This is a genomic window from Novosphingobium aerophilum (assembly GCF_014230305.1).
Lineage (GTDB): Bacteria > Pseudomonadota > Alphaproteobacteria > Sphingomonadales > Sphingomonadaceae > Novosphingobium > Novosphingobium aerophilum.
Window position 1 is genome coordinate 31,363 of record NZ_JACLAU010000018.1, and the last position, 21,994, is coordinate 53,356.

The 21,994-nt window shown below is 63.4% G+C and carries 22 protein-coding genes, 1 tRNA gene, 2 pseudogenes and 1 riboswitch; of the genes and pseudogenes, 9 read left to right on the plus strand and 16 right to left on the minus strand.

The genetic code is table 11. From position 1 onward, the window contains the following. Positions 1–60: 60 nt before the first annotated feature. Positions 61–228: a DUF1674 domain-containing protein gene (locus H7F49_RS11580; RefSeq protein WP_185683762.1), complete on the minus strand. Its 168-nt coding sequence runs from the start codon at positions 226–228 to the stop codon at positions 61–63. A gap of 55 nt (positions 229–283) precedes the next feature. On the opposite strand from H7F49_RS11580, the gene H7F49_RS11585 reads away from it, so the two are divergent. After that, the gene (locus tag H7F49_RS11585) at positions 284–1,531 is read left to right on the plus strand and encodes an RsmB/NOP family class I SAM-dependent RNA methyltransferase (RefSeq protein ID WP_185683763.1); all 1,248 of its coding nucleotides are present in this window, start codon (positions 284–286) and stop codon (positions 1,529–1,531) included. A 45-nt stretch (positions 1,532–1,576) separates the two neighbouring features. On the opposite strand, the gene msrA is transcribed toward H7F49_RS11585, so the two are convergent. Next, positions 1,577–2,104 carry a peptide-methionine (S)-S-oxide reductase MsrA gene (gene msrA / locus H7F49_RS11590; protein ID WP_185683764.1) on the minus strand — a complete coding sequence of 176 codons (528 nt, stop codon included), beginning with the start codon at positions 2,102–2,104 and terminating at the stop codon, positions 1,577–1,579. Positions 2,105–2,238: 134 nt separating this feature from the next. Between msrA and H7F49_RS11595 the strand changes: the two genes are divergently transcribed. The 5 genes and pseudogenes from H7F49_RS11595 to H7F49_RS11615 form a co-directional block, all read left to right on the plus strand. Next, entirely contained in the window at positions 2,239–3,096 is an 858-nt protein-coding gene (locus tag H7F49_RS11595; protein WP_235982106.1) for a class I SAM-dependent methyltransferase, read from the plus strand. Between the two features lie 58 nt (positions 3,097–3,154). Further along, entirely contained in the window at positions 3,155–4,006 is an 852-nt protein-coding gene (gene aguB / locus H7F49_RS11600; RefSeq protein ID WP_185683765.1) for an N-carbamoylputrescine amidase, read from the plus strand. 14 nt (positions 4,007–4,020) lie between these two features. Then, positions 4,021–4,524, plus strand: a complete 504-nt coding sequence (gene folK, locus H7F49_RS11605) for a 2-amino-4-hydroxy-6-hydroxymethyldihydropteridine diphosphokinase (protein ID WP_185683766.1) — start codon at positions 4,021–4,023, stop codon at positions 4,522–4,524. An 11-nt stretch (positions 4,525–4,535) separates the two neighbouring features. After that, a tRNA-Lys gene (locus tag H7F49_RS11610) sits at positions 4,536–4,611 on the plus strand. Between the two features lie 388 nt (positions 4,612–4,999). Next, positions 5,000–5,224: pseudogene (locus H7F49_RS11615) on the plus strand (ATP-binding protein); the annotation flags it as partial. Between the two features lie 133 nt (positions 5,225–5,357). Here H7F49_RS11615 and H7F49_RS11620 read toward each other — a convergent pair. Together H7F49_RS11620 and H7F49_RS11625 are read right to left on the minus strand one after the other, a co-directional pair. Next, positions 5,358–6,545 (minus strand): surface lipoprotein assembly modifier, encoded by a 1,188-nt coding sequence (locus H7F49_RS11620; protein WP_185683767.1) that lies wholly within the window; start codon positions 6,543–6,545, stop codon positions 5,358–5,360. Between the two features lie 2 nt (positions 6,546–6,547). Continuing rightward, positions 6,548–7,480, minus strand: a complete 933-nt coding sequence (locus H7F49_RS11625; RefSeq protein ID WP_185683768.1) for a transferrin-binding protein-like solute binding protein — start codon at positions 7,478–7,480, stop codon at positions 6,548–6,550. 194 nt (positions 7,481–7,674) lie between these two features. Between H7F49_RS11625 and H7F49_RS19970 the strand changes: the two are divergent. Beyond that, positions 7,675–7,863 (plus strand): annotated as a pseudogene (locus H7F49_RS19970) (DNA methyltransferase); the annotation flags it as partial. A 195-nt stretch (positions 7,864–8,058) separates the two neighbouring features. Here the strand turns inward: H7F49_RS19970 and H7F49_RS11630 are convergent. From H7F49_RS11630 to H7F49_RS11645, 4 genes are all read right to left on the minus strand, one after another. After that, complete coding sequence (locus tag H7F49_RS11630) at positions 8,059–9,999, minus strand: DUF2075 domain-containing protein (RefSeq protein WP_185683769.1); 1,941 nt, start codon at positions 9,997–9,999, stop codon at positions 8,059–8,061. Between the two features lie 185 nt (positions 10,000–10,184). Then, the gene (locus H7F49_RS11635) at positions 10,185–10,883 is read right to left on the minus strand and encodes a hypothetical protein (protein WP_185683770.1); all 699 of its coding nucleotides are present in this window, start codon (positions 10,881–10,883) and stop codon (positions 10,185–10,187) included. Positions 10,884–11,028: 145 nt separating this feature from the next. After that, positions 11,029–11,409: a hypothetical protein gene (locus tag H7F49_RS11640; RefSeq protein ID WP_185683771.1), complete on the minus strand. Its 381-nt coding sequence runs from the start codon at positions 11,407–11,409 to the stop codon at positions 11,029–11,031. Next, on the minus strand, positions 11,396–11,881 hold the full coding sequence (locus H7F49_RS11645) for a hypothetical protein (RefSeq protein WP_185683772.1): 486 nt from the start codon (positions 11,879–11,881) through the stop codon (positions 11,396–11,398). The genes H7F49_RS11640 and H7F49_RS11645 overlap by 14 nt, the downstream gene beginning before the upstream one ends. A gap of 2 nt (positions 11,882–11,883) precedes the next feature. Continuing rightward, positions 11,884–11,980, minus strand: a riboswitch (SAM-I-IV-variant riboswitch). A 598-nt stretch (positions 11,981–12,578) separates the two neighbouring features. On the opposite strand from H7F49_RS11645, the gene H7F49_RS11655 reads away from it, so the two are divergent. Then, positions 12,579–13,469 (plus strand): IS3 family transposase, encoded by an 891-nt coding sequence (locus tag H7F49_RS11655; RefSeq protein ID WP_407940305.1) that lies wholly within the window; start codon positions 12,579–12,581, stop codon positions 13,467–13,469. Positions 13,470–13,621: 152 nt separating this feature from the next. On the opposite strand, the gene H7F49_RS11660 is transcribed toward H7F49_RS11655, so the two are convergent. From H7F49_RS11660 to H7F49_RS19895, 8 genes are all read right to left on the minus strand, one after another. Continuing rightward, on the minus strand, positions 13,622–14,209 hold the full coding sequence (locus H7F49_RS11660; RefSeq protein WP_185683773.1) for a hypothetical protein: 588 nt from the start codon (positions 14,207–14,209) through the stop codon (positions 13,622–13,624). A gap of 100 nt (positions 14,210–14,309) precedes the next feature. After that, a complete protein-coding gene (locus tag H7F49_RS11665) occupies positions 14,310–14,918 on the minus strand; it encodes a GIY-YIG nuclease family protein (RefSeq protein ID WP_214647779.1) in 609 nt (202 codons plus the stop codon). Then, on the minus strand, positions 14,905–15,822 hold the full coding sequence (locus tag H7F49_RS11670) for a restriction endonuclease (RefSeq protein ID WP_185683774.1): 918 nt from the start codon (positions 15,820–15,822) through the stop codon (positions 14,905–14,907). Before H7F49_RS11670 ends, H7F49_RS11665 begins: the two co-directional genes overlap by 14 nt. A 303-nt stretch (positions 15,823–16,125) precedes the next feature. Then, positions 16,126–18,234, minus strand: a complete 2,109-nt coding sequence (locus tag H7F49_RS11675) for an AAA family ATPase (RefSeq protein WP_185683775.1) — start codon at positions 18,232–18,234, stop codon at positions 16,126–16,128. Continuing rightward, positions 18,231–18,485, minus strand: a complete 255-nt coding sequence (locus tag H7F49_RS11680) for a hypothetical protein (protein WP_185683776.1) — start codon at positions 18,483–18,485, stop codon at positions 18,231–18,233. The genes H7F49_RS11675 and H7F49_RS11680 overlap by 4 nt, the downstream gene beginning before the upstream one ends. Before the next feature lie 59 nt (positions 18,486–18,544). Continuing rightward, positions 18,545–18,757: a helix-turn-helix transcriptional regulator gene (locus H7F49_RS11685; RefSeq protein WP_185683777.1), complete on the minus strand. Its 213-nt coding sequence runs from the start codon at positions 18,755–18,757 to the stop codon at positions 18,545–18,547. A gap of 79 nt (positions 18,758–18,836) precedes the next feature. Continuing rightward, on the minus strand, positions 18,837–19,427 hold the full coding sequence (locus H7F49_RS11690; protein ID WP_185683778.1) for a hypothetical protein: 591 nt from the start codon (positions 19,425–19,427) through the stop codon (positions 18,837–18,839). Beyond that, positions 19,424–20,731, minus strand: coding sequence for a tyrosine-type recombinase/integrase (locus tag H7F49_RS19895; RefSeq protein WP_185683779.1), 1,308 nt, complete (start codon positions 20,729–20,731; stop codon positions 19,424–19,426). Before H7F49_RS19895 ends, H7F49_RS11690 begins: the two co-directional genes overlap by 4 nt. 319 nt (positions 20,732–21,050) lie before the next feature. Between H7F49_RS19895 and H7F49_RS11700 the strand changes: the two genes are divergently transcribed. Further along, positions 21,051–21,971: an NAD-dependent epimerase/dehydratase family protein gene (locus H7F49_RS11700; RefSeq protein WP_185683780.1), complete on the plus strand. Its 921-nt coding sequence runs from the start codon at positions 21,051–21,053 to the stop codon at positions 21,969–21,971. The last annotated feature ends 23 nt before the right edge of the window (positions 21,972–21,994 follow it).

Consider the following 21,994-nt stretch of genomic DNA (forward strand, 5'->3'; position numbering starts at 1 on the left):
TCGGTTGCCCTCGCCCCGCTTGTCCGGGTCACGCCCGGGGTGACGGGGGCCGGTGATCGATCAGAAATCCACGGCGATGCCGTTCTGCTCCCAGTCGCCATAGCGGGTGGGGGAAAGCCCGCGCGGATCGGGCTCCAGCTTGGGTTCGGCCGGACGGGGGGCCGGGTCGCTGGTCCAGTGGGCCGGCTTGACGAAGTCCTTGGGACGCTGGGTGGCGCGCTCTGTCATGGTGCCGACATGGCCCCGCTGGCGCCGCTTGGCAATCGCCTCTAGAGGCAGGCCGATGGATATTCCCGGCCTCCCCGCCCGCCGCGCCGCGCTGCGCCTGCTCGATGCCGTGCTGCGCCGGGGCGAGACGCTGGACCAGGCCGTGCACAACGCGGTGCAGGGGCTGGCCGCCGATGCCGACCGCGCCCTGGCCCGGGCGATCGCGGCCGAGGCGCTGCGCTGGCTGCCCGATCTCGATGCCCTGATCGACAGTGCCACGCCGCAGGTGCTGCCGGACGACGCCAAGCCGCGCGCCGTGCTGCGGCTGATGCTGGCGCAGTGGCTGCGCCTGGGCACGCCGCCGCACGCCGTGGTGGCCACCGCGCTGCCGCTGTTGACCGGCGGGCCCAAGCGGCTGGCCCACGGTGTCTTCGCCACGCTCACCCGCCGCCAGGTCGCCCTGCCGGTCCATCCGGGATTACCGCCCGCCGTGGCCGCGCGGTGGGGCGACCGCGCCGGGGCCATCGCCGCCGCGCTGGGCGAACCGCCGCTGCTCGACCTGACCCTGCGCGATCCCGCCGCGACCGCCGACTGGGCGGAGCGGCTGGGCGGTGTCTCCCTGCTTCCCGGCCATGTCCGGCTGCCGCGCGGCGAGGCGATCGAGCGCCTGCCCGGCTTTGCCGAGGGCGCCTGGTGGGTGCAGGACCTGGCGGCCAGCCTGCCGGCGCGCCTGCTCGGCTTGCCGGGAGGTTGGCCGGGCGGCGCGGGCCGCGCGCTCGACCTGTGTGCCGCGCCCGGCGGCAAGGCGCTGCAGCTGGCCGCGATGGGCTGGCAGGTGACCGCGCTCGATTCCAGCGCCAAGCGGCTGGAGCGGATGGCGGCCAACTTCACCCGCTGCGCGCTGACGGCCGAAGTGGTCACCGCGGACCTGCGCGCATGGGAACCGGACGGCCGCTACGACGCGATCCTGCTCGACGCGCCGTGCACCGCGACAGGCACCTGCCGCCGCCACCCCGACGTGCTGCACCGGATCACCCGCACCCAGATCGGCGAGATGGCTGAGCTGCAGCGCGAACTGCTGGACCGCGCCGCGGGCTGGCTCGCCCCGGGCGGGCGCCTGGTCTATGCGGTCTGCTCGCTGGAGCGGGAAGAGGGGGAGGCGGTGGCCGCCGCGCTCGATCTGGCGAGCGACCCGATCCGGACAGACGAGCTTCCCGCCGGCCTCGCGCCGACTCCCGAGGGCTGGCTGCGCACCGATCCCGGGATGCTGGCCGAGGCCGGCGGGCTCGACGGGTTTTTCGTGGCGCGCTGGCGGGCGGGCTAGCCATGCCACGTCGCGCGCCCGACGCGTGACGTGGCAGACCCTCGGCTAAGCCTTGACCTTGGCCGCGAAGCTCTTGCGCAGCTTCTGCAGCTTGGGCGGGATCACCGCCAGGCAATAGGGGTTCCGCTGGCCTTCGCCTTCCCAGTATTCCTGGTGATAGTCCTCGGCCGGATACCATTCGGCCGGACCTTCCAGCGTGGTGACGATCGGCTGTTCGCGGTCCTCCTGGGCGCGGACGATCGCGGCCTCGGCCTCGGCGCGCTGATGGTCGTCGAGCGGGAAGATCGCCGAGCGGTACTGCGTGCCGATATCGTTGCCCTGGCGGTTGAGCTGGGTCGGATCATGCGTGGCCATGAAGATGTCGAGCAGTTCGCCATAGGACACCATGTCCTCGTCGTATGTCACGCGGATGGCCTCGGCATGGCCGGTGCTGCCCGAACAGACCTGCTTGTAGGTGGGGTGGGCAACCGTGCCGCCGATGTAGCCGCTTTCGACATCGCTTACGCCGATCACGTCGCGGAACACCGCCTCGGTGCACCAGAAGCACCCTCCCGCCAAGATTGCCTGCGCCATTCGTCCGGTCCTTTCTGCGGAACCATCGCCCCGCTGTCTCGTCCCGCAGATAGGGATCAAGGGGACGGTTGTCATCGCCCCCGGCCTACCTAGGTTGCATGTCCATTCGTGAGATTCGCCAAGGGAGTTCCATCATGCGCCCGTCTGTCCGCCCGTTGCTGCCCCTGCTTGCCGCCGCTGCGCTGCTGCCCGGGGCGCTGCTGCCTTCGGGGGTTGCCGCCCAGCCCGCCACCCAGACCACCGCCGCTGATCCGCAGATGGCCAAGGTGCTGGCCGATCCCCGCCGCGACAAGGACCGCGCCCGCGACGCCTGGCGGCATCCGGCCGAAACCCTAGCCTTTTTCCGCATCAAGCCGGGGATGACCGTGGCCGATTACATGCCCTCGGGCGGCTGGTACACGCGCGTGCTGGTGCCCTACCTGGGCGATGGCGGCCGGTACATCGGCATCGGTCCCTCGCTCACCGCGCTGCCCGAAGCCGGTCGCCAGCGCTGGGCCGATTTCGGCACCCGCTTCCCGGCCAACGCCGCAGGCTGGACCGGGGTCGCGGCCGACCGCATCCCCGCTTTCACGCTGGATGCCGTCCCCGCCGACCTGAAGGGCAAGGTCGATCGGGTGATCATCATGCGCGAAGTCCACAACATGTGGCCCGGCAACCTGCTGTACAGCGATCTCGCCGCCATTCGCGCCATGCTCAAGGAGGATGGCCTGCTGGGCATTGAGGAGCACCGCGCCCGGCCCGACGCGCCCGCCAGCTACACGCTTGGCACCATGGGCTACATGCGCGAGGCCGACGTGATCGCCCTGGTCGAGGCGCATGGCTTCCGGCTGGTCGGCAAGAGCGAGGTCAACGCCAACCCCAAGGACAGCGCCAACTGGCCGGACGGGGTCTGGACCCTGCCGCCCAGCCTGACGCTCAAGGACAAGGACCGCGAGAAGTACCAGGCGATCGGCGAGAGCGACCGGATGACCCTGCTGTTCGCCAAGCGCTGAGCGCATTCGGCCGCGCCGGGCGGTGGACTTGGGGGGCCGGGCGCCTTACTTGGGCGGCATGACCCAGATCACCGTCGCCGCCCTGCAACTGCCGCTCGGTTCCGCCGACGAGGCCGAGAACATCGCCGCCGTCTCCGCGCTGGTCGAGCAGGCGGCCAGCGCGGGCGCGCAGATCGTGCTGCCACCCGAGCTGTTCTCCGGCCCGTACTTCTGCCGCGAGGAGGACGAGGCGCTGTTCGCGCTCGCCCGGCCCACGGCTGAACATCCGTCGGTCAAGGCCATGCAGGTGCTGGCGGCACGGCTGAACGTGGCGATCCCGACCAGCTTCTTCGAGCGGGACGGGCACCACTACTACAACACCGTGGCCATGATCGACCCGGATGGCGCGATCCTGGGGACTTACCGCAAGAGCCACATTCCGGACGGTCCCGGCTATGAGGAAAAGTACTATTTCCGCCCCGGGAATGACGGCTTCAAGGTGTGGGACGTGGCCGGTGCGCGGATCGGCGTGGGGATCTGCTGGGACCAGTGGTATCCCGAATGCGCCCGCGTGATGGCGCTGCAGGGGGCCGAGCTGCTGTTCTATCCCACCGCGATCGGGTCCGAACCCTATGACGCGGACCTCGACACCAGCCGGATGTGGCGGCGGGCGATGCAGGGCCACGCCGTGTCGAACTGCATGCCGGTGATCGCGGCCAACCGCATCGGCACCGAAGGCGGCCAGCGCTTCTACGGCCACAGCTTCATCACGGATGAGTGGGGCGATCTGGTCGCGGAGTTCGGGGCGGGGGAAACCGGGATGCTGGTGACCCGGCTCGATCTGGCCCGGGCCGCGCGGCATCGGGCCGGGATGGGCTTCTTCCGCGATCGCCGCCCCCAGCTTTACGCCCGGATCGGCCAGGACATCTGATCCTGAGCGCCGTCATGCAGCGCTATCTCATCGCGCTGGGGTCCAACCGCTGGCACCATCGCCACGGTGCCCCGCGCGGCACCCTGGCGGCCGCGCTCGTGGCGCTGCGCGGGGCCGGATTGACGATCCTGGCCGAGGCGCCGGTGGTCTCCAGCGCTCCCGTCGGGCCCTCGCTGCGGACCTACGCCAACGGGGCGGTGGTGGTGGAGACCCGGCTGGCGCCACCCGACCTGCTGGCTGTCCTGCAGCGGATCGAGGCCGCCTTCGGCCGCACCCGCCGCGCCCGGCGCTGGAGCGCGCGGGTGCTCGATCTCGACATCGTGCTGTGGAGCGGGGGGTGCTGGGCCGATCCGCAACTGATCATCCCCCACCTGCACTTCCGCGAACGGGACTTCGTCCTCGGCCCGGCGCGACATATCCGCCCCGAATGGCGCGATCCGCTGACCGGTTTGACCCTGCGCCAGCTCCATGCCCGCTTGACCGCCCCCCGCCCCATCCCTAAGCCCCGCCCACGCTGACGCATGCGTCCGGGCCCTTAGCTCAGTCGGTAGAGCAACTGACTTTTAATCAGTAGGTCGCTGGTTCGAACCCAGCAGGGCTCACCATAATTTTCAAAGACTTAAGTCTTTGAAGCTGCCATCGCGGGTGGCGCAACGACCCGCTAGGCATCATATAGGCATCAGACGCTGTCGATCTCGGCCGGGCCTATACACCGCGCAACCTCAGGCAGCAGGAGCACCCTTCCCGGCGCCCTTAGTCGAGAAACTTTCCGGCATGGCGATCTCAATGCTGCTGCGGCGCATGGGGCGCGATACGATCACCGTGCATGGCTTCCGCTCCACATTCCGTGACTGGGCAGGAGAAGGCACTTCTTTTCGCCGCGAAGTGGTGGAGCGCGCCATGGCGCAACAACTCGCCGACAAGGCAGATGCGGCGTATCAGCGCGGCACGCTGTTTCCCAAGCACACAAAGCTCATGGCCGCGTGGGCGGCCTTCTACCTGCTCAGCAAGCTCTATGAGCGCACCAGCGTTATCATCACCACCAACCTGAGCTTCTCAGAGTGGGCGGTGGTCTTCGGCGATGCCAAGATGACCACCGCGCTCCTCGATCGGCTCACCCATCACTGCCACATCCTGGAGACCGGAAACGACAGCTTCCGCTTCAGGGCCAGCAGCGCCGCAGCCCCCAAATCACGAAAGGCGAAATCACCCGCTTGACCCTAGCCTCGCACCGGGGGGCACATATCCACCCGGGTCAATTCTCGATGGAAATCCCGGGTCACTTCTCAGTGGCAATCAACAAAAAGGGGCCTGATCACGAATGGGTCTTTGTTCCATGGATGTGACGCAGTCAGAAGACCTTGCGCAGCTCCACCGACGTATCGCAGCCCTTGCGCTGGAAGTAGCCGATGTTCGAGTGCACGAGATCGCAGGAGAGCGCGACTGCCGGAATGAAGGGCCCAAGACGGACCTTGTAGGAGCTGGCCGATACCGAACCGAAGATCCGGCGCTCTTTTCGGCGCTCACCGAAGAACGGATCGGCGGCGCCGAACACGGTCAGCGAGGCCTGCAGCCCGCCCTCGAGGTTGATCAGGTCTGATTGGCGCGAAGCTAGCGCGCGGATGGCGACCGCGGTGAAGGCCTGCTCCCGGTAGCTGGCCTCACGGTGGAGGAGGCTGGGGCCGATCGACAGGGCGCGCGCGGGTGACGGCGAGTAGATCAGCGGCACATAGGCTTCCATCTGGATGCCTGATGCCGCCGGCCCCGCATCCGCCCGGTAGTAGGCTGCCGTCATAGCGGGCCGCAATCCGAGCTTCGGTCCGAGCGGCACCGAATAGGCGCCCTGCACGTAGGGCAAGGTGAAGGACAGATCGGTCTGGGACAGCCTCGCTGCGCCGACCTTCACCTCGAGCGGAGTGTTTCCGATCTGGCGGGTAACGCTGCCTTCGAGCCCGACCTGGTCCGCCCTGTCGAGCGGTAGGTTTCGCCAGGATGCGCTGGCGCTCACAAGCCAGCCACCGCGCAGTTCTTTGACGTAGGAGCCGCTCAGTGTCGTGCCCCACTGGTTCCGGTAGCGCTCGTCGGCCTCGTAGGTGAGCGCGATACCGCCGAAGTTGAGGGTGTAGGCGCCGGGTTGCTGAAGCGGGTTGCTGTACCGGGCAAACCCCGTGCCTAGCGTCAGCTTGCCCTTGAGCCGGTCTATCCGGTTCAGGAACGCGAGGATGTTCGCTCGGACGACAGGCGGAGGGTCGTCCTTGAACGCCTCCACGAACAGGTCCCGCGAAGTCTTGAACTGACCCGAGAGCATCAGCGCCCGCGCGAGCTCGAGCCGCACGCGCGGTGTCGGCGTGGCGGCGTAGATCTGCTTCAGGATTTCAGCGCCGAGATCCGGCCGGCCAGTGTCGATCAGTTGGACTGCTTCTAGGAACCGGCTTTCGACAACGGCGCTGCGGATGGGCGCGAGGACGGGTGCAGGAGGCTCACCCGTACCCGGTGCGGCGGCTGTCAGGAGGGCAGCCGCCGCACTGAGCGGGAGCAACGTCACTGCTTCCCGCCGAAGCCTCCGACCATGGCGCCGGCGGCGCCGCGCAGCACGAAGGTTCCGCCCAGCTCCGTTGCGGCAGGGCCGTAGAATGAGCCGGTGCCGATGCCGGTGAGCGTAGAGGTTGTGAGTGTGCCCGAGAATGTGTTGGAACCAGCGGCGTAGGTCATTGTGCCGCTCATCGGCGTCGTCCAGTTGTAGGCCACGTTCGTGTTGATGTTGGTGACGACATCGCCGCTGGTCGACAGGGCGACCGAGCGATTGGCGAAGTTCACGCTGAAGGCTGCGTTGGCGCCGTAGCGGAAGGCGTCACCGTTCGGATTGGTGAAGATCGCGGCCGCATAGCCTCGGAACGTCGCCGTGCCGGTCGTCGGCACGCTGGCTGCCGCTGTCGTGGCGCCGGCCGAGATCGCACCGTACTTGCCGGTCGATCCAGCGACCAGGCCCGTGCCCCAGGCACCGAACGACTGGTAATTGAACCCGACGGCGTAAGGATCGATGTAGATCGCCTGGTTGGAGCCGGTCGAGTTCGACAGCGCGGTGGCGATCGCGGTGGTCCCGACAAAGACCGAGGCAGCGCTCGAGGTCTGGTCAAAGGACACGTTGGACTGCGCGCCGGTAACGGTGAGCGCTGTGATCTGACGGTTGGCGTTGACGGTGAAGTTGACGCTGCCGGTTCCGTCGGTACCGCCTGAGACGTTCGCCGAGGGGATGCCGCCCAACGAGTTGACGCTGAGCGTGCCTTCCTTCGTCGTGCCGTTGACCAGGGTTGGCGTGTTGGCCGCGACGCTGGCGAAATTGGTGAAGGCGGGGGTCGTAGGCGTGGGCGTGGGCGTAGGCGTGGAGACAACGGCCGAGCCTGACCCGCCGTCTCCGCAGGCCGAAAGCGCCGCGCAGGCAGAAATGATCGTCAGAAATTTCGAAAAACGCATTGATTGACCCCCATGTTCGGATCGTGATGCCGCAGTATCCGCAATCGGAACTATAGTTCCTTGTTCGGAATTGTGTGAGCGGAAAGTGGCCGCTCATGTCCGACCTCACGGCATTGCTGCAGACTCTGGCGGTCAACGTGCGCCGGGAGCGGTGCGTTCTGGGGTTGTCCCAGGAAGAACAGGCGCACCGCGTAGGCATCCGGGTGTTCGACCCTGCTTGCGGATCAGGCAATTTCCTCGTGATTGCCTACAAGCAGATCCGCGAAATCGAGGTCGAGATCAATCGCCGGCGAGGTGAGCCATACCGCCGCACCGAGATCCGGCCGACGAATTTCAGAGGCATCGAGCTACGAAGCTTCCCGGCCGAGATTGCGCGCCTTGCCGACCGGCCGCTCAGCGCAGCGAGACCGGCAGCTTTCGGCTCGAGCTGGCATTCCGAGCTCGGGATCGGAACGGCCTATTCTGGTCGACTGCCACCGGAAGCGGTCGCCGGATCTGGGGTTAAGCCGATTGCCTTCAATTCAAGGAAACTTTCGACTGTCCCCCAGCTCGAACTCTGCAAGGCTCAGGACAAAGCCCTACTCCAGCGGCTGGAACCCGCACGCCTCGAGGAACGAGAATATACCATCGTAGTATGCCGACGGGCGCGTCGGGTCCTCGCCGGTGCCTTGCGGGACAAACACAACCAGACCCTGCCGCGCGCGCGTCAGCAGCACACGGTAGGAGTTCGTCAGGTAGTTCTTGCGGGCCGGATCATTGATGCTCTCCCAGCGGCTGCCCTTGAAGCGGTGAACCTCCCAGCCGTTAGCCCCGTGGCGAAAATTTGCATCCCAGCACAGGCAGGCCCAGTCCAGCTCCAGCCCCTGAACATCGAACTCGGTGGCTGCGTCCTCGAGCATGTCGGACGAGCGCACGTCATCGGGCGAAGCCAGAAACCATTTCGCGGGCTCAATCTTGGCCTTGATGAAGATGCCGTGCGGTTTGAGACGCGCGGCGTTGGACGAGGCCAGCAGGCCCGAACGCTCATTGCCCCGCCGTTGCTCGCGCAGCCAGGTGCGAGCTTTGTCGAGGTCGCGGGTGATCAATACGGGGTAGTTTGGCAGTTCGGCCGCCACAGCACGCGCAGCAACGGCGTCGCCGGCGACAACATGCCCTACAAAATCGGACAGCTTCTCCGCCCGAAAGGATCGGATCGAAGTCGACAGATGCAGGTCAGGTGCTGGCACCTCCTGGACGATCTGGCAGCCGTGGCGAAGCGTTGACGGCACATGCGCCTGCCAATGCGGGAAGCTCCGCTCCAACGCCCGCAGCCACTCGTCAATGCCGGCTTCGCCGGTGTTGATCTCCTGCCCGCCCCCGACCAGACAGATGATGGCGCACCAATCCGGGTGGCGGTCCATCACGCTCAGCAGGAATTCCGGTTCCGACATCGAGAAGCCGGTCTGTCCCTTTTTCTCGCGCATGAACTTGGAGGTTTGTTCGACATCCCAGGCCCGTTGGGCTTCGTCGAAGACCGCCACCTTCTCAATCGGCGCTGCGGTTGTGGCCAAGGCATCGTCGCGGAAGTGGTGAATGTTCTGAATGAAGGCGGCCGCTTTTCGCTCTTCGGCCACCTTAGAGGTGCGGATCCCAGCCTCTTTGGCCACGGCTATTGCATCGATGGCGAGCGCTTCGCGCAGCACGTCGACCAGGGGGCCGTTGCCTGAAAGGAAAACCGCGTGTTCGTCGCCGTGGGCGCGCTGACGGGCGGTGGCCAAGTTGAGCCCCGCCAGCGTCTTACCTGAACCCGGAACGCCAGTTATGAAGCAGATGATCTTCTGCCGATCGCGTTTTGCGGTCTCGATGGCCTGGGCCACGTAGTCGGCGGTGCGCGTTAAATTTTCCGCTCCGGCCTCCGAGCGCGAGATCTCGTCGACCTGGTGGCCGCGGTAAAGTGCCTGCGCGGCCTCCACGATGGTGGGTGTTGGGCGATAGCGACCGTTGAGCCACTCCCTCGCCAGGATTGGCGGATGCGCTGCAGTGCCGGCAATCTGCGCGATGAGGGGCGCCAATCTAGCGGGCGCTACGCGCAACGGACGAGCCAGCCCATCCTCGTGCCAGTGAAGGGTCTCACCCTCGCCGGAAGGAGCCTCTGTGGCGACGAGAATGGGTACTATGGGCAAGCGATGGCTGGGCTCATGGAAATGCTTCAGGTCGAGCCCGTAGCCGTAGACCTGATCGAGACCCGAACGCTCGAAATGCCGGGCGCCGATCTTGTATTCTACCACGAACACCACGTCGCACAGTAGAACCACAAGGTCAGCGCGGCGCCCCATGCGCGGGATCAGAAACTCGAGCATGAAGTGCGCGTCGGGCAAATCACGGGCGAGCAACCGCAGGTGCTGGATCTCATATTCCCAGGCGGCGCGTTGAGCGGGCTCTACGGCGAAGGGCAGCTTCAGCGCGAGCTCGCCATACAACTCGCTGTCGCTTGCGGACGAGACGTCAGATGCGGCAACGGAGAGATAGGCGCGATGCATCTGGTGTTGCTGAATTATAGCGCCAGTTCTGGCAACCCGAATGTGCCGGACGCCCAAGGGTGCCGATCGAGCGGGAGGCCAGGCGCGGCACCTGAAGGGTGGTAGCCCGGAGCATATCGCGTATTCAGTTTAGCATAATCTAATCAATGCCATAGTCCTATGCCTTCTTGAGCGGGGCATGGGGATCACATTTCGACGTTACCGATTGCAGTACGCCGGCGACGCCTCCAGAGCCAAACTACGAGCGCAAAGTAGGCGATATTCATCAGGACCAGCACCGCATCAAAGTAGAGCCTGTTCTGGGCCTTGAAGGCCATTTTTTTGCGCCAATAGACCTCGCCACCATCGGCCAGCGTGACATTTTCATCCTTCAAATTGCCGCAAGGCTTCAGTTGCGACTTTAGCGCATAGTCTGGGATCACAGCCTTCTTGCGAGTTAACAATGTGAAACTCTCAGCATATCGATCAACTATATAGGTATTTTTCACACAGATCGGACTATCATCACTGAATATTATTCGACTATTGGTCCAACTCGCAATTTGATACCGAATAAAATAGTCATCCATATAATTTCCGATGATGTTGACTGATGCAATAACGCATTCATTATTGGACTTATCACAGACAATTTCCTGAGAATTCAGTACCAATTCACCCTCAGGAGTTTCCGCCTTATTATCGTACGTCCCTTTTGCATAAAAATAACCTTCGTCCCATCGGGAGACGTCAAAGCTTCGTAATGCAGGCGCGACGGGGAGAGCTCTATTTTCAATCAGATCGTAGCCAACAAAATATACAGCCATGATCGCAACCCAGCCACTTAGCGCAAGAAAGCTCCAACCGATCGTGGCAGCGACAGCATAAAATCTAAGCCGTTTCATTCTACCAACCCATAAATCTAGCGGCACCGTTTCAAATGTCTGAATTCGGGCTGGATGAACAGCGTCAACGGAACATGGCCAGCTGCCGTTGCCGCTCTTCGACAGTACACCCACGAGTGGCCCACGTCGTCGCCTGCGGCCAGCTTCAGCTGATAGCGCCAATCCGCACCCACCGCCTGAACGGCCCGCTGTAGATGCACACCAAACGCACGCGCGTTCCCGCGAATTGGGCAAGGATGCCTCGTTTGCCCACCGGCACGTCAAACTGGTAGGACTGTCCCACCCGCGTAAGTTGGTAGTCGCGATAATCCAGCCACCCACCGACATAACCATGCGCTATGGCAAGCCGCTCCAGATGTTCCCTCATGCGGGCCTTCTGGGATGTCCAGGGGGCGATACGGACGATTTTGGCAGCCTGCACACCGATCAGGTCATCGCGCGTGTCTGGCAGCATCAAATAGGGTTCTATGACAGTGCGCCGCCACCCGCGAGCGTAGAACACCGTGAAGCCCTCAGGCGTCTCCATCGACATCCTCCCCGCGATAGAGGCGATGCGTGTTCTCGTTGCTGGTGCCTAGTTCTTGTTCCCACTGATAGAGGTCTCGGGCAAGGAAGCGCAAAGGCCGGAGGTGGTCGGGATATTCAACGGGCTCTTCCTCGTCGCTCACGTCCACCGGGGGCTCGAGCCGGTGATAAAAGTCAAAGGGTGAGTATCTCGACCGCTCAATGCCGCTGCAGATGGAGGCTGTAATCGGGCTCTCGTAGGGCCTGTGGCCATGTTCGTAGGCAGCCTGGACAAGCCAGGCAAGGGTCGGAAAATAATAGCGGTTACGACCCGCACGTATGACCAGCGCGTTCAACATGACAGCATCCGCACCGACATTGTCTAGGCTGGGAAATTCTGCACGAAGTTTACGCCGCACCTCGTCAAGCAGTGCTCCCGCCGCCGCTTCCACCTGCTCCTGCTGCTCTGCCACGTTAAAGAACCAACCCGCCATCGGGCGCCTCCTATATTTGCCCATGCGGGCCTCGTCATAGTGCCACCGATGCCGAAGTGGGCCGGTTGGCAGGGCAGGATGCCCTTCTGGACGATTGCATCTGGCTATCACGTTGCAGGCGGAGTGCAATCAACATTTGATTGCCGATGCATTACCCTGACTATCCGCACCCCATTCTGACACTGGCGGCCTTGATCGGGCCTGATGCGCCCAATCTCCAGCCAAAAAGAAAAGCTATTTCCAGCCGAAGCAAATCAGGATTGCGGCTGGATCGAGTGGCAAGCATTCTTAGCTTGATCTTGAGAAGGTATCTGACAATATCAAACTGATGGAAATTTCATTCGCTAAGCTTTGCGTAGCCGCAGGATTTTTGGCGTTGGTACCGTGCGCGATAGCGTTGTGGAAAATCGATGCGAGAGAGGAATGTTCCAACAGGATGCAGGCGAACAACGCTGAATTGGCGTGGCTTGCAGGTGGACAGTATCATGGAAGCGCTGAGCTAGCGGCTCATGTTCATGGCGCGATTTTAGCTTCTAGGATTAATGGGACTAATTGCGAATTCCTGCTCCCAGTGAGCAGTATTGCGAGCAAGTGGGTAGACGCGCCGTAAGCGGCGCCGCGGCTCCACCTTGCGGGGCTGAAGCGCAGCGCCGAGTCTCCGCGCCCTGAACGGGAGGAGGGCGCTGGTGCTATGACGATGCCATGTGATGATGCTGGCACTAGCCTGGTCACGCGCTTCGAGGTGTTCACAGGCGCGGGACGGCGGCGGGATTGGTCGCCGGAGGTCAAGGCATGGATCCTTGCCGAGAGCTTCTCGGGGCAGGAGACGGTCTGCTCGGTTGCGCGGCGGCATGGGCTGAGCCCATCGCAGCTGTTCACCTGGCGCCGGCAACTGCGCAAGCAGATGGAGAGCCAGAGCGCGGCTGTGCCGGCATTCGTGCCCGCCGTCGTCGACGTTGGTCCGGCAGAGGAGCCTGCTCCTGCAATCCAGCGTCCGAAGCGGCGGCGGCGCTTGAAGGCGAGCGCGGTGGAACTGGAGATCGACGGCGTGGCGGTGAAGATCAGCCGCGGCGCCGATGCCGGGGTGGTCGACTTCACCTACGTCCACACCTGGGCAGGGTTCGTCTATGTGGCCTTCGTGATCGATGCCTATGCCCGACGGATCGTGGGCTGGAATGTTAGCACCTCGGCGACCGCCGGCTTCGTCCTGGATGCCCTTGAACAGGCGATCCATGCCCGCCGCCCCGGCCCCGATGACGGCCTGATCCACCATAGCGACCGGGGCGTTCAATACCTTGCCATGAACTACACCCAGCGCCTCGCCGAGGCGAACCTTGTGCCGTCGGTCGGCAGCGTCGGCGACCGCTATGACAATGCCTTGGCCGAGACGATCAAAGGCCTCTATAAGGCCGAAGTCATCTGGCGGCAGCGATCATGGCCCAGCGCGTCAGCCGTGGAAATTGGAACCCTGCGCTGGGTCGATTGGTTCAACAACCATCGCCTGTTCGGCCCCATCTGGCACATCCCGCCTGCTGAGGCCGAGGCCAACTACTATGCAGCCAACGAGACCCTCGATATGGTGGCATGACCTAATTGAAACTGCCTCCGGAAAACCCGGGACGCTTCAATCTAGGGTCTCGGCCAAGGCGTTGTCGTAACTGTTGCCGACACTGCTACCTGACTTTTGTCTAATCCCCGGGGGCACTTCATCCGCGAGAACAACGCAACGTTAGTCACCCGTTACCAAATCCTGCTCGCCAGTCGGTGCAGCTCATCGTCGACGAACATTTGCTTCGCCACCAGCCTCGTCAGCAGCCGCTCCCGCGTCGGCTTGCGGGCGTACTTGGACAGGGCCGTGAGGCGGCTGGTGGCCCTGTCGATAGCCCGGTGCGCCCGGTGAACCTCGTCCTCGCGTTGCGACCCGTAGGCCACGCCCCAGCCCCTCACGGACGCGAAGTGCACTTTGCCCGGCGGAAGCACCAGCGTGGTGCAGCGTTTGCCCGTGTGGGGGCACAGCGCGTACCACCGCTCGCCGCCAAAGCGCATTGGGGCGCTGTCGAGCCAAACGAGGGCATTTATCTGCCTGCCGTGGGCGTGGCCGGTGATCTTGATGCAGGGGTACGGCTCGCGGCAGTCCAAATCGCAGACCAGCGCAAGCTGCGCCACAGTCTGCCCGTCTCGGGTCCACGTGAGGGTGCGGCGGTTCATGCAGTGGCGCTTGATCACGCCCAGGCGCTTCAGGTCCGGCAGCGCGATGCGCAGGCAGTCATCGGTGGTCGCCCGGGTGGTGCGCCGCCCTGATCCGATGCCACCCACGATCGCCTCCATTGATCGAAATAATTTGCATAAATAGCATAGTTGATCGGATTTGTCGATGAATGGACCTGCTGACCGAAAAGGCCGGAGCACCAAGCAACGGGCCCCTGCATCATTTCATGCGACGCTGCTGATTGCCTTCTTGAGCGATTGGTGCCTCTCTGGCCTGCCGCTTGGCTTCTTGTCTCATTGCGGAAAGAGCCACGCAAAATGGGTGGCGCCGATTATCTTGGATGTTTAGCGGCACGCTGTGTGCAGCCAATAACTCTTGTTCATGCAGCCAAGGCTCGGGGTGTTCCGTCCAGCATACGAGCGCATTGCGCTCCAGCCAATCGTCCAACCATTGCTCGCCAAGGTGCGTGAAGGTCATACGCTTCCCACTGCCAACCCGGCGCAAGGGGAAGTCACTGACAGGAGCGAGCAGCGCCCCCAGCGTAAGCCTCAAGGTCGACCCTTCGGCATTACCCTTGTAGTGATATGCAACCCTTTTTCGCAGGTTCTGGCTGCTCTGAGCATTCTTGGGCGAGATGCCCAGATAAAGGAGGGTCAGTCCATCGCGGGTGTAGCAGCCATCGGTTGGCACACCGGGAGGTACATCGCGGAAGTACCATGCGTAAACACCGCGCGTAGCGGGTATCAGGCCAGTTTGCGCAAGCACCTGCTGGCGTGTGAAAATCGGAGCGTGTGCGAAGAACGACACTGACAGCTCAACGGTCTTCATCGAAGAAATCTTCGTCCAACCGTTTAACCTCGACCATCCTGGTCAGGCGCACGCCGACGCCGAATTCGATCATCAGTTCCGTCAGGCGCTGACCATCCATCAGGATGACCCGCTGCTGAAGGCCTGCAGCATATTCATTCGCTTGCCTGCTGAAGCTCGACGTCGTGACAAAAACGCCCTTGCCGGCACCGAGCCCCACGAGGCTTCCCACAAACCCCTGTATTTCAGGCCTGCCGACCACGTTGCCATCGGCATAGCGCTTCGCCTGCACGTAGATGCGGTCAAGACCCAATCGGTCCTCATCGATAATGCCGTCAATCCCGCCATCACCCGACCGCCCAAGACGGCGCGCAGCATTTTCGTGTGACCCTCCGTAACCCATGGCCACCAAGAGATCGACGATTACCCGCTCAAAGAAAGACGGGGACTGCTGCATGATCCGGCCGAGCAGTTCATCGCGAAGGGCCGATACAAGAACGTTCTGCGCGGCGTCGATCTGTTCTTCTGGCGTCACAGCGCCGGGGGCTGGATGGGTTAGTCCGGCCTGACCCTCAATAGCACTCGCTGCGCCATAGAAATCGCGGAACGCAGGGTAACCTTTCAGGGTCTCCACATCGATCTTCTTAGGCCGGGTAGCCAACAACGCCTTACCTGCCTCGCTGGCGGTAAACACCCCGCGCTTAGGGCTGGCGATCAGCCCGGCTTTGCTCATGTAGAACTTGGCCCAGTGCACGCGATTGTGGAGGAGACGTTGCTTGCCGTTCGACATCATCTCTTCCCGTTCGTCAGACGACAGCCCGAACAGGTCAGCGACGCGGTCCGCCACGACCGGCGCTCGCGTTTCACCCTCGGCCGCGACAGTGAGCACAGGAAGCATGAGGGTCTGGTAATCAGGAATGGGCATCAGGCTTGCATATCAACCGGCCGGGTCAACCGGAACTGGAAAATCTTTGCGACCACGTTACCTTCGCGTGATCACAGTAAAAGCAATCCCGGCCAGTGGTCGGCGCGCGCGCCTCACGCGAACGTGGTTTCCACCCGGCAATACCCCACCCCAAACTTCATCCCTCCGGGGCATGTCTCTGCTTCCACTGCTTCACCCCCTTAGGGTGTGTGAAGCAGTGGAAGCATTGAAGCAGCCTTTGCCGTTGACGCTTCATCTGGAGCCTTTGTCTCATTTGAAGCAAGATGAAGCTGAAGCAGCAGCCTAGTCGCCAACATTTACGTAGCCCGCGAAATGTTGAAAGCCGGGCACAAACAACCGCTCGCCAACAGTCACAAGGAACCCCTTGTCGCAAAGGCGGCTGAGTGCACGTACCACGTGAGAGCGGCGCTGATCCCTAGGCCTCTTGGCACCTTCCGGAGGGGCCGGGTCGTACGGGATTGCGTTCACGGCACCGCCGATGACAGCGGTGCTCAGCGCCCCCTCCGGCGTCGCAGCGCCACAGGCGCGGGCAGTCTCCAACACGCGCTTCTCAGTGGCGCCCTTTGGCTCCGGAGGTGCAGCGATGGGCGTACGCGGCCGGTCAACATACTCGACCACGCAGCTGGAGATGGGATCGCCATCGCTGTCCGTACCAAGGGCCACGGTAGCAAGGCGGAAGCCCCAGCGCTTGCTGTCATCGCCGTCCTTCATCTTGGTCAGTGAAATCAGGCGCCCGCTGCCGCTTACGCTGATCTCGATCTCTGCGTCTGCGGCTGCCCGGATCCCCGACCAGCCGCGCGCACCGCGCGCGGCATCTTTGCCCGAGTGGTGGATGACCCATGCGGTTGCGCCGGTGAGCTCGGTGATCGTCCTGAGGTTCCGCAATGCGACGCCCATGTCCTCGCCGCTGTTTTCATTGGCCCCGGGCGTCACCTGTGCAAACGTATCGATCACAAAAATGTCAGCCCCGCCCAGCTTGATGGATTTTGCAAGTTCCGACACGTCGCCGTTGTCTAGGACGTTGGGCGCTGCGAGCACGAAACCGATGTCGAGGTCGGCGGGTTCTAGTCCGTGGTGTTGGCAATAAGCATTGACGCGGTTCTTCATGCCGCCAGCGCCTTCAGCGACGACAAAGACGACTTTCGCCCGCTTCACGCGGCACCCCTGCCACGGGATGCCGCGCGCAATGGCCGCCGCCATGTCAAAGGCGACGAAACTCTTCCCGCTGCCGGATGCGCCGTAGAGGACGATGAGGTCGCTCTTTGGCAGCACGCCCTTGATGAACCACTCCATCGGCTTGTGCAGATCCGGGTGGCTCACATGGTAAATGCGAAACTTTCCCGTGTAGCCCTCGGGGGTCATGACGCCTGAATGCCCCTGCTGATCGTCGGCGACACCCTCCCAGAGGTTGCGCACATCTTCGGCAAGCAAGGGCTTTTGTGCTTCGCGGGCCATCTTCATCACAGTGGCCATGGTCACAGAACGTTTGCCCGGAACCAGTTTAAAGCTGCCCCATTGTACGCGCAGGTGTTCCTCGCTGGTGTACTTGCCCCCATTGCTGGACCAGTCGTCCCAGATGGCGAAGCCGGTGTCGTCGCCCTTACACTCGTGGTGAAGGGCCATGCCGACGCGGATCCACTCGTCCCGGCCCATGTCGGGATCGAGGCTCGCCAGTAGCGCCTCCATCTCCTCTACCGTGAGCCCGAGGCACGGCTCACGCCCTGCCGTGAAGTCGTCTAATGCCGCGATACTCGATTGTTCCGCTCCGAACTTTTCCTCCAGTCTGCTCCAGATCGTGTTGATCTGATCGGCGGTCAGGGTGGGAGCTTCTGTGGGCAAGATTTCCCAATTGATACGGCTGCCCGATGGGTGCGTACCCGCAATCATAGCCTGTTGGCCGTTACCGAGGAACTCGATCTTGTTGGTGCCGTCCAACCCGATGACGCGCTTTGGCAGCGCCGCATCGCACCTGACGATCAGAGCGAACTTGGAAGAGTTCTCGCGGTACCGCAGGGGCACTCGATCCGAAGACACGCCTGCAAGGTCCGCAATAAATGGGCGCAGGAGGTCTTCCACTTGGTCTGCCAGCACCTGGTCCTCGATGTCGACATCGAAGACCTTGCACTGGCGCATCTGCATACAGATGCCCAAACGATCGTCGCTGCTCCACGCTTCAATCTCGTCCGCAGTGGCGACCTTTCTGGTCCAATTCTTGAAGCCATGGGCCATCCCTTGACCGTCAATAGCGCTGGGTACTTTACCGAGCGCGGACAGCTTCGATCCTGGCCTGATAGGTACGGCCAGATCGCAGACTACAGGCAGCAGGTCAGCTGCCATTCCGGCCTCAACGAGGTGCTGCCAAAAATCTCTAGATGCTCCGAGCGCGCTCATGCCGCACCGCCGTCGAGCAACCTGCCCAATTGGAGAACCTTCGCGCAGTATGGTGCCAGAGCCACATCGACTTTCCGAGCCAGCGCTTGTTGCTTTGCTGGCGATGGAAGGCGCGGGTCCCAGATCACCTCGACGGGAAATACGCCGTCGAAGTCGTAAAGAGTGATCTCGATGTGGTACTTGGAGGTCACGCGAACGCGACCGCGCATCACGGCGCGCTGGCTAGCGCCGGGGATATCGGCTATACGCATGTGGGTTCTCCGAGGGGCGGCGACGGTTGGGCCTGCGCCGCCCTTTTCATGTTGGGTTGTCAGGCCGCGCTCTGCGCTGCGCCGGTTGCGCTAGTCGAAGCGACCAGCCTGCTCTCAAGCCACGTATCGAGATCGGCGCGGCGGTACCGCACGGCACCGCCCAGTTTGGCGTAGGCCGGGCCTTCACCCGTCACTCTGAACCGATCCAAAGTGGGCTTTCCGAGGCGCACATAACGCGCTGCCTCGACGGTAGTCAGAACATCAGAATTCATCGCCGGTCACCTCATTTTGTCAGGTGACGGATCAAATATGCCCATGTTTTCATGAAGTCTGCGCGAAAAAGTTGCGCAGTTAATTCGCGTTGTCGGTATCGCGGCGCCCCCTACGCGTACCCGGATCCCGCTGCTGTACCGAGGCATTATGTTGCTTCATTGCATTCAACTGCTCCGGGTTGCTACGTGCCCATGCGACTCCGGTTTCAGTCAGTAAACTCGCCACTGAGCCCTTATTCGCGTACGCCTTCCTGCCCCGCGATATCGTCGACGCCTTATCGGCGTGTCCTGCCTCAGCGCCAACGGCGCTCGCTGCGAGGTTATAGGCTTCCTCGGCGCCGACGCCGAGCGCGCCTTGGAAGAACGCGGCATTGGCATGAACAACGCGGCTAGTGAACTCTCTTAGGACCTTTGTGGGCTTACCGCCGCGCTTGTCCGCCCCGTGCAGGCGTCTTTCGGCAGCACGGGCCGCTAGCACTTGTATCGTGTTCGGTAGAGGCACGCCTTCGCTGGTCAGCCTCCAAACCATAAGATCAACCCAGTTTAGGTCTTTGGTCTTTGTCAGCTCAGCCAGATGGTTGAGCATCTCAAGGCCAAGAGCCGTGCCTGCATGAACGCCTAACTCGTGCTCCAGCTGTTCGATCAATGTCTTCTCGCTCTGATCGCTCATGAGCGCGCCTCCATCCTCACGACATTCGTCTGGTCAACACCGATCAGCAGCCCCCCGACGTGGGCAGCCCAGGCGTCGAGTGCCGCGCGTTTCTCAGCAGCCCAGTCGTGGCGCTGGTAGACGCCTGCCACGCCGCCCTTGGCACCGCTGACGTGGTTCAGCACCGCCTCTGTTACCTCGAAGCGCACGCCGAGGCGCTGCAGCCCGGTGGCTACCGTGCGCCGCAGGTCGTGCAGCCGCCAGTGGGGGATTGCATCGCCCTCATTCAGGCCGGTTATGGCAACGTCCAAGGCGGCTTTGGCTTTACTGATACCCGACACAGCGGATCGCGAGGTCGTGGTGAGCACATAGCCCTGCTTCGGCCAAACACGCCCGCCAGCCGCCAGATCAATCTGCTCCACTGCAGCGCCAGAGAGGGGTACGAGATGGGCCTTGCCGTTCTTCGCCCGCGTAGGTGGGATGGTCCAGACCGCCGACTTGCGGTCCAGTTCCTCCCACCTCATGTCCGAAACCTCGCTGCGGCGCTGACCGGTCAACACGAGAAGTCGGAAGAACATACCCCACACCACGGGCTGGGTCTCAGTGGCTTGCCACACCAGCGCGAGCTCGTTGTCACTAAGTACCCGCTCCCTTGCGGCTGGCGCGGGCGGCTTCTCCATTGCGGCCAGAAGGTTTGCCTCAACGTAGCCGCGCCTGAGTGCCCAGCCCCACAACACCGAAGCATACGCGAATACAGCACGGCGCATGCCACGTTTGTGGAGGGGGATGGCGTCAAGGATCGGCTGCAGTTCGGCGCGGCCAATACCGGGCATGGGCTGGGTACCAAGCGCCGGGCGCAGGTATCGGTTCACCACTAGCTTCGCCATATCGACGCTCGACTTGCGCCTGGCCATGTCGCTCTCGTAGTGCGCAAGCCAAAGATCGGCGAGGCGACCGAAAGCCAGATCACGGCGAGCGCGCTCCTGCTCTTGAACCTGCCGGTCTGCCTCATCCTGATCCGCGATGGCATCGAGTTCCTGCTGGCGGGGATCGACGCCCTGCGAGACCAATGCAGCAAGTTCCTGCGCCCGCTTCCGCGCTTGGTCCGGCGTCAGGCTCCCGTGCCGACCGATGGTGTATTTGCGCGGAGCCGTTTGCGATGCCTGGCCAGGTCGCGAGATGCGGTAGCGATAGAAATACACCTTTGATCCGGCAGAAGTGACCTTCAGCCCGAAGCCCGCGATCCGTTCATCCCAGATGGTTACTTCGCCTTTAGCTGGGGGCGCTGCCTCATCCACGCTCGTCTTGCTGAACCGAACCTTCACTTCAGCCCCTTCCTGATGCCTGCATCAGCGCCAGGCATCAGATAGGCATCAGATTGGTGCAAATCAACGACAAATTCTGATATCAGGTGATAGAATTATATGACTGTAAATCAAATGTTTGAGTATAATCGCGACGGAAATCGGCCACTTTATCGCTAACTTTTAATCAGTAGGTCGCTGGTTCGAACCCAGCAGGGCTCACCATCCTTCGCTACCTTCCCGCCGATAAGGCTCTTGCTGGTGTCCAGCCTGCCAGGCGGGCTGGCCAACGACGCCGCCGCTATGCCATGAACCTTTCCCAGGACCAGGGAGATCGAAGATGCGGGTGGCTGTGACGGGGGCGGGCGGATTTGTCGGTCAGGCTGTCCAGCGCCTGCTGGCCAGCCGGGGCTGGGAGATCACCGGGCTCGATCTGGCCGAGGCGGGGCTGTCGCTGGCGACCCATCGGGTCGTGGGCAGCCTGGACGATCCCGATGTTCGTTGCGCGGTGCTGGCTGCGCGGCCCGATGCGGTGATCCACCTCGCGACCGTTCCCGGTGGCGCGGCCGAGCTCGATCCCGCAGCCTCGCGGCGGATCAATCTGGACGCCTCGTACGACCTGCTGGTCGAGGCCGCGGCCGCCCGGCCTGGCCTGCGGTTTGTCTTCGCCAGTTCGATCGCGGTGTTCGGCGAACCGATGCCCGCTGTCGTCGATGATGCGACGCCCCTGGCGCCGCGTCTGCTCTATGGCGGGCACAAGGCGATGATCGAGCAGGCCGTCAGCCTGTTTTCCCGGCGCGGGCAGATTGACGGCCTGTCGCTGCGTTTGCCGGGCATCGTCGCGCGGCCGGCGAGCCCCAGCGGGATGAAATCGGCCTTTCTGTCCAACCTGTTCCATGCGCTGCGCGGGGGCCAGCCATTCGTCTGCCCGGTGTCGGCCGAAGGGACCGTCTGGCTGCAATCGGTGGCCTGCGCCGCGGCCAATCTGGTCCACGCGCTGGACTGCGATCCGGCCGGGCTGCCCGTCTCCCGGGCGCTGACCTTGCCCGCGCTGCGCGTGACCGTGCACGATCTGGTGGCCGAAGTGGCGCAGCAATGCGCCGTGGCGCCCGAGCTGGTCCGCTATGCGCCCGATCCGGCGCTCGAGGCCGGTTTCGCAACGCAGCCTCCGCTGTCGACCCCAGCTGCGCGCCGGGCCGGCTTCGGCGACGATGGCGACCTGTCCGCACTGGTCGCCGCAGCATTGGCCGGGCTGGGCTGAGCCGGCCGCGCGGCCCTTGCGAA